Genomic DNA, 12073 nt, shown 5'->3' on the forward strand with positions numbered 1-12073 from the left:
TCAGAGGCGCTCGGGCGTCCTGATGCCGAGCAGGGCCATGCCGCGGTTCAGCGTCCGTGCTGTCAGCTCGGAGAGGAACAGCCGGTTCTCGGTCTGCGCCTCGGTGTCGGCCTTCAGGACCGGGCACTGGTCGTAGAACGTCGTGAACAGCGACGCCAGCTGGAACAGGTACGCGGCCACCTTGTGCGGCGCGTACTCGGCGGCGGCCTCGTAGACCAGGTCGCCGAACGCGTCCAGGTGCAGGGCCATCGCCCGCTCCGCCGGGGCGAGTTCGAGCTCCGGGTGGGCGGCGGGCGCGGTGGTCCCGGCCTTGCGCAGGATCGACTTGATCCGGGCGTACGCGTACTGCAGGTACACCGACGTGTCGCCGTTGAGCGACACCATCTGGTCCAGGTCGAACTTGTAGTCCCGGTTCGCGGAGGTGGAGAGATCGGCGTACTTGACCGCGCCGATGCCGACGTACCGGCCGTTCTCGACGATCTCCTCCTCGCTCAGGCCCACCTTCTCGGCCTTCTCGCGCACGACGGCGGTGGCCCGCTCGGCGGCCTCGTCCAGGAGGTCCTCCAGCTTGACCGTCTCGCCCTCACGGGTCTTGAACGGCTTGCCGTCCGCGCCCAGCACCGTGCCGTAGCCCATGTTGTGCGCGGTGACGTCGTCGCCGAGCCAGCCCGCACGGCGGGCCGTCTCGAAGACCATCTTGAAGTGCAGCGACTGCCGCACGTCCACGACGTAGATCAGCGAGGTCGCGTCGAGCTCGCCGACCCGGTTGCGGATCGCGGAGAGGTCGGAGGCCGCGTAGCCGAAGCCGCCGTCGGCCTTCTGCACGATCAGCGGCACCGGCTGGTCGTCCTTGCCCCGGATCTCGTCGAAGAAGACCACGAGCGCGCCGTCGGAGCGCACCGCGACCCCGGACTCCTCCAGGAGGCGGGCCGTCTCCGGCATCAGGTCGTTGTACGCGGACTCGCCGACGATCTCGTCGTCGCGGATCTCCATGTCGAGCTTCTCGAAGACCGAGTAGAAGTAGACCTTCGACTCGTCCACGAACTGCTGCCACAGCTCCAGGGTCTCCTGGTCGCCCGACTGGAGCGCGACGACCCGCTTGCGCGCCCGCTCCTTGAACTCCTCGTCGGAGTCGAAGACGGCGCGCGAGGCCTTGTAGACCCGGTTCAGGTTGCTCATGGCCTGCTCGCCGTCGACGTCGTCGGCCGGGGCCAGCTCGCCGGGGTTCTCGATCAGGTACTGGATGAGCATGCCGAACTGGGTGCCCCAGTCGCCGATGTGGTGCCGGCCGATCGTCTTCTCGCCGGTGAAGTCGAGCATGGCCCGCAGCGCGTCGCCGATGACCGCCGACCGCAGGTGGCCGACGTGCATCTCCTTGGCGACGTTCGGCTGGGCGTAGTCGATGACGGTGACGCCCGGGTGCTCCTTCAGGGGCACGCCGAGCCGGTCGTCGGCGGCGCGCCCGGCGAGCGTCTCGATGATCGCCCGGTCGGCGAGCGTGATGTTGAGGAAGCCGGGGCCCGAGACCTCGATCTCCTTGATCAGGTCGCCGTCGACCTGCTCGACGACCTTGGTCGCGAGCTCGCGCGGGTTGCCCTTCAGCTTCTTCGCGAGGGCGAGGATCCCGTTGGCCTGGAAGTCGGCCCGGTCGCTTCGGCGCAGCAGCGGGTCGGTGGAGCCGGCCTCCGGCAGGGCAGCCGAGAGGGCGTCCGCCAGGCGCTGCTGGACAGTGGAAGCGAGGGAATGGACCGAGGCCATGAGGTGCCGTTCCTGTCGGGAGTGAGGACGAATGTGCTCCGATTCTCCCACGCGGCCCCCCGCCGTTTCTCCTGCGTTACGGGCAACCCCGGAGGAGCTCGCTCCGTCTGGGAGAATGAGCGTGCCAGCTCCTCCCAGGCATACGAGAAAGAAGGACGTGCCGACCGTGGCTCAGAGCAGCACCGAGACCGACTGGGTCTCCCGTTTCGCGGACGATGTCATCGCCGAGTCGGAGCGACGTGCGCCTGGCGCTGCGAAATCTCCCGCCGAAGCCCCGGTGGTCGTCGTCGCGTCCGGCCTCTCGCCCTCCGGCCCCATCCACCTGGGCAACCTGCGCGAGGTCATGACCCCGCACCTGGTCGCCGACGAGATCCGCCGCCGCGGCTACACCGTGCGGCACCTGATCTCGTGGGACGACTACGACCGCTACCGCAAGGTGCCCAACGGCGTCCCCGGTGTGGACGAGTCGTGGAACGAGCACATCGGCCGCCCGCTGACCTCGGTCCCCGCGCCGGTCGGCTCGGCGTACCCGAACTGGGCCGAGCACTTCAAGGCCGCGATGACCGAGGCCCTCGCCGAGCTGGGCGTCGAGTACGACGGCATCAGCCAGACCGAGCAGTACACCTCGGGCGTCTACCGCGACCAGGTGCTGCACGCGATGAAGCACCGCGGTGACATCGACGCGATCCTGGAGCAGTACCGGACCAAGAAGGCCCCGGGCAAGAAGTCGCAGAAGCCGCTCGACGAGGCCGAGGTCGAGGCCGCCGAGGGCTCCGGCGCCGCGGCCGAGGACGACGGCACCGGCTCGACGGGCTACTACCCGTACAAGCCGTACTGCGGCGGCTGCGGCAAGGACCTCACGGTCGTGTCGGCCTACGACGACGACACCACGGAGCTGACCTACACCTGCTCCGCGTGCGCGTTCTCGGAGACCGTGCGGCTCAGCGAGTTCAACCGCGGCAAGCTGGTCTGGAAGGTCGACTGGCCGATGCGCTGGGCGTACGAGGGCGTGATCTTCGAGCCCTCCGGCGTCGACCACTCCTCGCCGGGCTCCTCGTTCCAGGTCGGCGGCCAGATCGTGTCGATCTTCGACGGCGTCCAGCCGATCGGCCCGATGTACGCCTTCGTCGGCATCAGCGGCATGGCCAAGATGTCCTCGTCCAAGGGCGGCGTGCCGACCCCGGGCGACGCGCTGAAGATCATGGAGCCGCAGCTCCTGCGCTGGCTGTACGCGCGCCGCAGGCCCAACCAGTCCTTCAAGATCGCCTTCGACCAGGAGATCCAGCGGCTGTACGACGAGTGGGACAAGCTGGAGGCGAAGGTCGCCGACGGCTCGGCGCTGCCCGCCGACGCGGCCGCCCACTCCCGGGCCGCCCGCACCGCGGCCGGTGAACTCCCGCGCACCGCACGGCCGTTGCCCTACCGCACGCTCGCCTCGGTGGTGGACGTGACGGCCGGCCACGAGGACCAGACCCTGCGCATCCTGACCGAGCTGGACCCGGCCAACCCGGTCACCTCGCTCGACGAGGTGCGCCCGCGCCTGGACCGCGCCGAGAACTGGATCACCACCCAGGTCCCGGCCGACCAGCGCACCCTGGTCCGCGAGGAGCCCGACACCGAGCTGCTCGCCTCGCTCGACGACCAGGCCCGCGAATCGCTGCGCCTGCTCGTCGAGGGCCTCGATACGCACTGGTCGCTCGACGGCCTGACCACGCTCGTCTACGGCGTGCCGAAGGTGATGGCGGGCCTGGAGCCGGACGCCAAGCCGACGCCCGAGCTGAAGGTCGCGCAGCGCTCGTTCTTCGCGCTGCTCTACACGCTCCTGGTGAGCCGCGAGACGGGCCCGCGCCTGCCCACGCTGCTGCTCGCCGTGGGCGCCGACCGGGTGCGCAAGCTGCTCGCCGTCTGACCGTCACGCACAGCGCAGGGCCGTCACCCGGTGCGGGTGGCGGCCCTGCGCGTTCGCCTCGGCGGGCGGTGCGGTGCGGCGGTCGACGTACCGTCAGGCGATGTGGTCCTCGGTGTCCCGGGTCGCCTCGAAGTGGCGCTTGAACTGCGGGTACAGCTGGCGGAGCACCGTGGCGCTCTCCGGGTAGCCGACGCCGTGCTCGTCCGTGAGCCTTATGTCGAGCGTCTCGACGGTGGGGTAGTCGCCCTCGCTGTTCACGTGCTGGCGGAACACGTCGTAGGCGAGCTCCGCGAACGCCGCGAACTCGTCCTCCGTCGGGACCGCGACCGGAGCCGGGGCCGGCTCGGCGACGGTCTCCTGCTCCGGCGCGGGCCGGGGGCCCTGCGCGCGCGGGGCGGGCACGCCGAGGGGGCGCTCACGGTTGGGCCCCGACGGGACCATCACCGGCTCCGCCGGCTGAGCCTGCTCGGCGACGGGCTCGGCGAAGGCCGGGTCGTAGGTGCCCGCGTACTCCTCGGGCGTGACGTGCTGGGCGGCGAACCACGGGCTCTCGTGCGTGGTCGGGTGCTCCGGCTCGATGTAGCCCGGCTCCTGCTCGGGCCACGGGTCCTGCGCCTGTGCCTGCGCCTGCGCCTCGGTCTGTGCCCGGCGCGGGGGCTCCTCGGGCGGGGTCTGCGCGTGGGCGGGCGGCAGCTCCGGCTGCGGCTCGGGGCGCGGGGGCTCCGGCGCCGGCGGCAGCAGCACCGGGTCCATGCCGGCCGCGGCGAGACCCGCCGGGGCGGTCTCGGCGAGCGGCACGCCGAACTTCGCGAGCCGCAGCGGCATCAGCGACTCGATGGGCGCCTTGCGGCGCCAGGCCCGGCCGTAGACCGCCTGGAGGCGGGCCCGGTAGACGAGTCGGTCCTGTTCGAGCTTGATGACCTGCTCGTAGCTGCGCAGCTCCCACAGCTTCATCCGGCGCCACAGCCGGAACGTGGGGATCGGCGAGAGCAGCCAGCGGGTGAGCCGGACGCCCTCCATGTGCTTGTCGGCGGTGATGTCCGCGATCCGGCCCACCGCGTGCCGTGCCGCCTCGACGGAGACCACGAACAGGACCGGGATGACCGCGTGCATGCCCACGCCCAGCGGGTCCGGCCAGGCCGCGGCGCCGTTGAAGGCGATCGTGGCGGCCGTGAGCAGCCAGGCCGTCTGGCGGAGCAGCGGGAACGGGATCCGCATCCAGGTCAGCAGCAGGTCGAGGGCGAGCAGCACACAGATGCCCGCGTCGACGCCGATCGGGAAGACGTAGGAGAAGTTGCCGAAGCCCTTCTGCAGCGCGAGTTCGCGGACCGCGGCGTACGAACCCGCGAAACCGATCCCGGCGATCACCACGGCACCGGCGACCACCACTCCGATCAGGATGCGGTGCGTCCGTGTCAGCTGAGTCGCGGCCACCCGCGTCCCCTCCCCTTGTCAAGCAACTGGCGGGCACAGCCTGGCACATACGTACGGAGTCCGGCCCACAGGGGAGGGCCGGACTCCGTACGGTTGCGCGAGCGCTACTTGTTGTTGGCGGCGGTCACCGCCGCGACCGCCTCCTTGGCGAGGGCGGTCGCGGCGCCCTGCACGTTGTCGTTGTCGGGCGCGTCGGCGCCCTGGTAGCCGGTGCCGTTGTAGTCGATGGCGACCACGGCGTTGGCGGTGCGCGCCACCACGACGGCGTAACGGAAGGTGGCGTCGTCCTTCTTCAGGTCGAACGTGATCGTCGTGGCCTGGTCGCCGAGACCGGAGGTCGGGGCGGACTTCACGTTCTGCGCGTCACTCGTGGACTGCGCCGCCGAGACCGCGCGGTCGAACTGCTTCTGCGCCAGCGCGTCGCCGCTGCCGAGGCCCGGCGTGGAGTCGTAGCGCTTGAAGTCGATGTCGAGCCAGCGGTACTGCGAGCCGTCGACGCCCTTGTCGTCCAGGCCGTTCCAGGTGCAGCTCGCCTGGGACTGCGGGTCCGAGGTCTTGCCGACCACGCCGGCCTTGGCCTTCGCCTTCGGCACGTACTCGTCGATCGCCTTCGCGCTGATCGACGGGCACGCCTCGGGCAGCTTGGTGAGCTTCGCCGGCGCGAGGGAGGGCGAGGCACTGGACTGCTTGCCGCCGGACGCGGACGAGGAGGAGGACGACGAGGAGCCCGACGCCTTCTTGTCGCCGCCCGAGTCGGAGGAACAGCCCACTGCGACGAGCATCACAGGGACGGCGGCACAGGCGAGGACACGGGCGAGCCGGATGCGCGGGGCCGGGGCGTGCGCCTTTTCGGAGGTGGCCGGGGCTGATCGGTGCATGATTCCTTCGCTTCGTTCTTCGCGCTGGCGCGCTATTCGTTGAACTGCTCGACGAGCTTGCCGGCCATGGCCTGGGCCTGCTCCTGCAGCTCCTTGCTGTCGGGGACCTCGGCGGATGCCATGGCCTGGGCGGTGTACTCGATGGTCACGATGACGTTGGACGTACGGAAGACCACTGTGACGGTACGTTGTCCGGCGCCCGCGCCGCCGCCGGTGCCGGCCGGGGAGGCCACGTCGTCGATGAACGCGGCGTCGCCGAGCCCGCTGAGCCGGCGCGGCTGGAGGCCGTCCGGGTCGGTGCCGCCCGGTGTGCCGGATCCGCCGGCGGAGGGGGTGCCGCCGGGCGACGCCGTGCCGCTCGGGGAGACCGCACGGCCGGGGGCCAGGACGGGGGAGCCGGAGCCGCCGGCCGCCTTCGACGCAGGTGAGGCGGGCGATGCGGGCGATCCGGACGGGGTCGGGGATGCCGCGGGCGCGGAGCTGCGCGGAGCGGGCAGGTTGGCCGCCGCCTCCTTCTTCGCGTACAGCTCCTGCGTCTGGTCGTCGTCGCTGACGGTGGGGTCGTACGACACCACCCGCTCGAAGTCGACCGTGAGCCTTCGCACACCGTCGGCCGTCTCGTCCTTCCAGCGGCAGCCGACCCTGCGGTCGGTGTCGTAGGTCAGGTCGGCGGAGCCCGCGTACTCCTTCGTGGCGTCGGCGTCGGCGAGGCCGGCCGCGCCCGGCAGCATGTCTTTCAGCGCACTGCGGCTCACCGCGTGGCAGGGCTCGGGCAGGGTGCGGTACTTGCCGGCCGGCGCGGGGGCGGACTTGGTCACGCCACCCTTGGAGTCGGTGCTCGATCCGTCGGATCCGGAGGCCGCGGAACAGCCGGAGGCGAGCGCCACCAGAAGTGCGAGACCAGGCACGTACGCCTTTCGCTGCACGGTTCGAAGGCTCCTTCCAGCGGGACGACGGTGAGGGAAAACCGGTTGCCGCCGCGGGGCGGTGGCCGGACACAATGTGTATCGCACGTGCACCTGTGAACGCCGGTCCACTGTCCTGGTTGTGGGCCTGGGCGTCGGTTTTTGCCTTACGTGCCTTTCAGGACCTTGGTGCCGTTTTCCGCCTGCGGTTCTCGCGTACGGGGTGTGGCTTGCGGGTCATCGCTCACAGGTCATCGCTTACAGGTTTTCACTCACGGGGGATCGAAGAATTATGTCGTACACGGAGATGCCCGGTGCTCGGGTGTCCATCAGGATGTGGACCGACCCGGCGTCCATCGACGACGGCGCGATGCAGCAGCTGCACAACGTCGCCACCCTGCCGTGGATCAAGGGGCTCGCGGTGATGCCCGACGTCCACTACGGCAAGGGCGCCACGGTGGGCTCGGTCATCGCCATGCACGGTGCGGTGTGCCCTGCCGCGGTCGGCGTCGACATCGGCTGCGGCATGTCCGCGGTCAAGACCTCGCTGACCGCCAACGACCTGCCGGGCGACCTCTCCCGGCTCCGCTCCAAGATCGAGCAGGCCATCCCGGTGGGGCGCGGCCTGCACAAGTCGCCGGTGGACCCGGGCCGGCTGCACGGCTTCCCGATGGCGGGGTGGGACGGGTTCTGGGAGCGGTTCGGGGGGATCGCCGACGCGGTCAAGTTCCGTGCGGAGCGCGCCGCGCAGCAGATGGGCACGCTCGGCTCCGGCAACCACTTCGTGGAGTTCTGCCTGGACGAGTCGGGCGCGGTCTGGCTGATGCTGCACTCCGGGTCGCGCAACATCGGCAAGGAGCTCGCCGACTTCCACATCGGCGAGGCCCGCGGACTGCCGCACAACCAGGGCCTGGTCGACCGCGACCTCGCCGTCTTCGTCGCGGACACCCCGCAGATGGCGGCGTACCGCAACGACCTGTTCTGGGCGCAGGAATACGCCAAGTACAACCGGGCGATCATGATGGCGCTCTTCCAGGACGTCGTGCGCAAGGAGTTCAAGAAGGCCCGGGTCGCCTTCGACGACGTCATCTCCTGCCACCACAACTACGTGGCGGAGGAGCGGTACGACGGCATGGACCTGCTGGTCACCCGCAAGGGGGCGATCCGGGCGGGCTCGGGGGAGTTCGGGATCATCCCGGGTTCCATGGGCACGGGCTCGTACATCGTGAAGGGCCTCGGCAACGAGGCGTCCTTCAACTCGGCCTCGCACGGCGCGGGCCGGCGGATGAGCCGGAGCGCGGCGAAGCGGGCGTTCACCACGCGCGACCTGGCCGAACAGACGCGGGGCGTGGAGTGCCGCAAGGACGCCGGCGTGGTGGACGAGATCCCGGGCGCGTACAAGCCGATCGAGAGGGTCATGGACCAGCAGCGCGACCTGGTCGAGGTCGTGGCGAAGCTGAAGCAGGTGATCTGCGTCAAGGGGTGAGGGGGGCGCGGGGGCCGGCGGGGGTGTCAGGGCCGGGGCCGGCGGCCGGGCCGGGGGTGTGAACCCCCGGCCGCCGCCTGTTCCCGGCCCGCATGCCGGGAAAGCGCGCACGACCGTGCCCGGCGGCCGGGCACCGCCCTTGCCGCGAGGACGCGACCGGGGGAGACCGGGGAAGGGGGCCGGTTCACCCCGGGCGGCACCGGCCCCAGGATGCGGGAAGCGGCCCCGGTTTTCCGCTGACGATTTATCCGCCGAAAACCGGCAGGGGAAAAGATCCGGCCCGATGCCCGCCGAGCGCTCCGCCCGGAGGCGATGGCAGAGTCGTGGCCGAAAGCCGGAGGTGGCTGTTCCCGATCGCGGCCGCCGACGGTGAAGTCGACGGCCGCGCGTCACCCCGGGGGAGAACCACCGATGGACAAGTCCGCCCTGCGCTCGCTGCTGCGCGAGCGTCGCGCGCTGATCCAGCCCGAGAGCCACGGCCTGAGCAGACCCACCCGGCAGGGGCGGCGCGCGCCCGGCCTGTCGCAGGCGCAGATCGACCAGCTCCTGCACCGGGCCCCCGACACGTACGGCCGCCTGGAGTCGGGCCGCTACCCGAACCCGCCCGCGGACCTGTTGCAGGACGTGGCCCGGCTGCTCGGCATGGACGAGCAGGAGTGGACGGCCCTTTGGCGGTACTGCCTCGGCCAGGACCCGCCGTTCCCCCTCAACGCGCGGTCCGGTGCGGAGATCCCCGGTGTGTGGCAGGAGGCGGTCGACGCCATCGGACACATGGCGTACGTCAACGACCGCTCGTGGAACCTGCTGACCCACAACGACCGCTGGGCGCAGATGTTCCCGGGCCGCAGGGTGCCGGGCAACGTCATGCGGTGGATGGCGCTCGACCCCGCCGCCCGGGAGATCCTCACCGACTGGGAGCACGCCTGGGCGCCGCTGGTCCTGCCCCAGTTGCGGGCCGCGCTCGCCGCCGACCCCGCCGACCGGACGCTCGCGGGGATCGAGCAGGACGTCCTCGCCGACCCGCTCGCCGCCCCGATCTACCACTCGGCGGGCGCGTCGCTGCACCTCGACGGGGACGAACGGCCCCTGCACCACGCGGTTCAGGGGCCGGGCTGGGCAACGGTGTGCGCCGCCCAGCCGATGTCCGCGCCGGGCGCCCGTCTGATCATCCTGGTCTTCCACCCCGGCGAGGAGCGCCGCCACGCGAGGACACCGGTGCTGCGGGCGAAGGGGCGGTAGGGGGCGGAGACCGGCCGGGGGCTTCGCGGGTGGCCGGGACCGGCCCGGCCCGGGGTGGCTACAGGTCGCGGTGGACCTTGGTGTTGGAGGCCTGGGCGCGGGGGCGGACCACCAGCAGGTCGATGTTGACGTGGCTGGGCCGGGTCACCGCCCAGGTGATGGTGTCGGCCACGTCCTCGGCGCTGAGCGGCTCGGCCACGCCCGCGTACACCTTGGCGGCCTTCTCGGTGTCGCCGCGGAAGCGGGTGGTGGCGAACTCGTCGGTCTTCACCATGCCGGGCGCGATCTCGATGACCCGCACCGGGCGGCCGACGATTTCCAGGCGGAGCGTCTCGGCGAGCACGCGCGCGCCGTTCTTCGCGGCCACGTAACCGCCGCCGCCCTCGTAGGTGGCGTGGCCGGCGGTGGAGGACAGGATGACGACCGTGCCGTCGCCGGACGCTTCGAGCGCGGGCAGCAGGGCCTGGGTGACGTTGAGCGAGCCGATGACGTTGGTCTCGTACATCTGCCGCCAGTCGTCGGGGTCGCCGGTGGCGATCGGGTCCGCTCCCAGCGCGCCGCCCGCGTTGTTGACGAGCACGCCGATGGTGCGGAAGGCGGTGGCGAACTCGTCGACGGCGGCACGGTCCGTCACGTCGAGGGGGTACGCCGTCGCCTGGTGGCCCGCCTCGGTGATCTCGGCCGCGAGCGCCTCGATGCGGTCCTTGCGGCGGGCGGTCAGCACCACGCGGTAGCCGGCGGCGGCGAGCCCGCGGGCGGTGGCGGCACCGATCCCGCTGCTCGCTCCGGTGACGACGGCGATCGGGGTCCCGGCGGCAGTCATGTCGTGCTCCTCGCGCGTGTGGTGAGTACGCCGCCAGGATAGGTGGGCCGATGCCGCCCACGCCGCCAGGGGCGCGGGCACGGTCTGCAGGCGAAGGCGGGGTTGCCTGGGGCTCCGCCCCAGGCCCCGTTCGCGCCTTGAGGGCGCTCGTCCTCAATCGCCGGACGGGCTGAGGTGGCCCGGATGGGCCGGGGCCGACCAGCCGGACGGGCTGAAGGGGGCCCCGCGGGCCGGAGTCGAGCAGCCGGGCGGGGTGCTCGGGATGTCGTGCTGCCAAGGTCGACCCACCCAGGGGCGCGGGGAACTGCGCGAGTCGCGGGCACGGTCCGCAGACAGAGGCGGGGTTTCTGGGGCTCCGCCCCAGGCCCCGTTCGCGCCTTGAGGGCGCTCGTCCTCAAACGCCGGACAGGCTGAGGCGGCCCGGGGGCGAGCGGTTGGACGGGCTGGGCTCGGTCAGCGGCCGCGGGGGGCGTACATGATCACGGCCATCCCGGCCAGACAGACCCCCGCGCCCACGACGTCCCAGCGATCCGGACGATAGCCGTCCGCCACCACGCCCCAAGCAATCGAGCCCGCCACAAAAACACCCCCGTACGCGGCAAGGATCCGGCCGAACTCGGCATCCGGCTGCAGCGTCGCCACGAAGCCGTAGACGCCGAGCGCGAGCACACCGGCGCCGATCCAGATCCAGCCCCGGTGCTCCCGCACGCCCTGCCACACCAACCAGGCCCCGCCGATCTCGAACAGGGCGGCCAGGACGAACAGGAGCGCGGAGCGGGCGATGAGCATGGGAGTCAGGGTGGCACGGCCGGCCGCGCACCCGACGAAGCGGCGTCCGGGCAGCGAGCGCGAGCCGGCGGGGCGATCGGGAGGGCTCGGGCGCTATCGGAAGCGCTCGGGGTGGCGTTCCGGCGAAATAAGGGACGAACGGTACCTTTCGCTCATGGTCGTTCGTGTGATGAACAGATTGAACGGATCGGGCCGGGCGTTCGGGCCGGGTCCGTCGCGCAAGCCGGTTGAGCCGGGCGGCGCCGCCCGACCCGCAAGCACCCGCCGCGCAAGCACCCGCCCCACCCGGACGCGCGGCACCCTGGCGACGATCGCCGTCGCCGTCCTGGCCGCGGCGACGCTGATCGCCACCGGCACGCCGAGCGGGGCGACCGGCCCCGGCGACGACGACGGCGGCGCCACGACGGCGGGTTCGGGCCCCGTGGCGGGCGCCGCCGACGCCGGAGTCGAGGCGGACGTCTCGTACCACGGCCACGTCTCGCTGTGGAACGGCCGCGTCGGCCTCTGGCTCACCACCGCCAACCACGGCCCCGCCCCGCTCGCCGGAGCAACCGTGCGGCTGCGCTTCTCGGTGCCGCTCGACCGCGACGCCACCCTGCCGCCGAGCTGTCTGCGTACCGGCCCCGCCGTGGTGCACTGCGGCACCGGCGCGATGCGGGCCGCGGGCAGCGGTGCCCAGCTCGCCCTGGACGTGGCGACCGTGGGCACCCCGAACGAGGTGGGCGTCGACATCGACACCGTCTGGAACGGCGGCATCAGCGACCGCAACCTGGCGAACAACACCCACCGGGTGGTGGCCCTCGCCACGGGCGACGCGTACACGTTCTGAACCGCTGGGCGCCCCGACCTCGA

At 71.9% G+C, this 12073-nt stretch carries 10 protein-coding genes; 4 read left to right on the forward strand and 6 right to left on the reverse strand.

The features are described 5' to 3' along the window. Entirely contained in the window at nucleotides 1–1758 is a 1758-nt protein-coding gene (gene argS, locus OOJ98_RS16600) for an arginine--tRNA ligase (protein ID WP_267055690.1), read from the reverse strand. A gap of 115 nt (nucleotides 1759–1873) precedes the next feature. Here argS and lysS point away from each other — a divergent pair, with 115 nt between their 5' ends. Further along, entirely contained in the window at nucleotides 1874–3667 is a 1794-nt protein-coding gene (lysS, locus tag OOJ98_RS16605) for a lysine--tRNA ligase (protein WP_267055691.1), read from the forward strand. A gap of 93 nt (nucleotides 3668–3760) precedes the next feature. On the opposite strand, the gene OOJ98_RS16610 is transcribed toward lysS, so the two are convergent. The 3 genes from OOJ98_RS16610 to OOJ98_RS16620 form a co-directional block, all read right to left on the reverse strand. Continuing rightward, a complete protein-coding gene (locus OOJ98_RS16610) occupies nucleotides 3761–5101 on the reverse strand; it encodes a DUF2637 domain-containing protein (protein WP_267055692.1) in 1341 nt (446 codons plus the stop codon). Nucleotides 5102–5205: 104 nt separating this feature from the next. After that, nucleotides 5206–5979 (reverse strand): DUF3558 domain-containing protein, encoded by a 774-nt coding sequence (locus tag OOJ98_RS16615; protein WP_267055693.1) that lies wholly within the window; start codon nucleotides 5977–5979, stop codon nucleotides 5206–5208. Between the two features lie 32 nt (nucleotides 5980–6011). Next, nucleotides 6012–6905, reverse strand: a complete 894-nt coding sequence (locus OOJ98_RS16620) for a DUF3558 domain-containing protein (RefSeq protein ID WP_267055694.1) — start codon at nucleotides 6903–6905, stop codon at nucleotides 6012–6014. Between the two features lie 271 nt (nucleotides 6906–7176). Between OOJ98_RS16620 and OOJ98_RS16625 the strand changes: the two genes are divergently transcribed. Then, entirely contained in the window at nucleotides 7177–8370 is a 1194-nt protein-coding gene (locus tag OOJ98_RS16625) for an RtcB family protein (RefSeq protein WP_267055695.1), read from the forward strand. Nucleotides 8371–8781: 411 nt separating this feature from the next. Then, the gene (locus OOJ98_RS16630; RefSeq protein WP_267055696.1) at nucleotides 8782–9609 is read left to right on the forward strand and encodes a helix-turn-helix domain-containing protein; all 828 of its coding nucleotides are present in this window, start codon (nucleotides 8782–8784) and stop codon (nucleotides 9607–9609) included. Nucleotides 9610–9667: 58 nt separating this feature from the next. Here the strand turns inward: OOJ98_RS16630 and OOJ98_RS16635 are convergent, their stop codons facing one another. Together OOJ98_RS16635 and OOJ98_RS16640 are read right to left on the reverse strand one after the other, a co-directional pair. Then, on the reverse strand, nucleotides 9668–10432 hold the full coding sequence (locus OOJ98_RS16635; RefSeq protein WP_267055697.1) for an SDR family NAD(P)-dependent oxidoreductase: 765 nt from the start codon (nucleotides 10430–10432) through the stop codon (nucleotides 9668–9670). A gap of 453 nt (nucleotides 10433–10885) precedes the next feature. Next, entirely contained in the window at nucleotides 10886–11221 is a 336-nt protein-coding gene (locus tag OOJ98_RS16640) for a YnfA family protein (RefSeq protein WP_267055698.1), read from the reverse strand. A gap of 169 nt (nucleotides 11222–11390) precedes the next feature. On the opposite strand from OOJ98_RS16640, the gene OOJ98_RS16645 reads away from it, so the two are divergent. After that, entirely contained in the window at nucleotides 11391–12050 is a 660-nt protein-coding gene (locus tag OOJ98_RS16645; protein WP_267055699.1) for a hypothetical protein, read from the forward strand. Nucleotides 12051–12073 lie beyond the last annotated feature (23 nt).

It is taken from the genome of Streptomyces sp. NBC_00083 (assembly GCF_026343295.1).
Classification (GTDB): Bacteria; Actinomycetota; Actinomycetes; order Streptomycetales; family Streptomycetaceae; genus Streptomyces.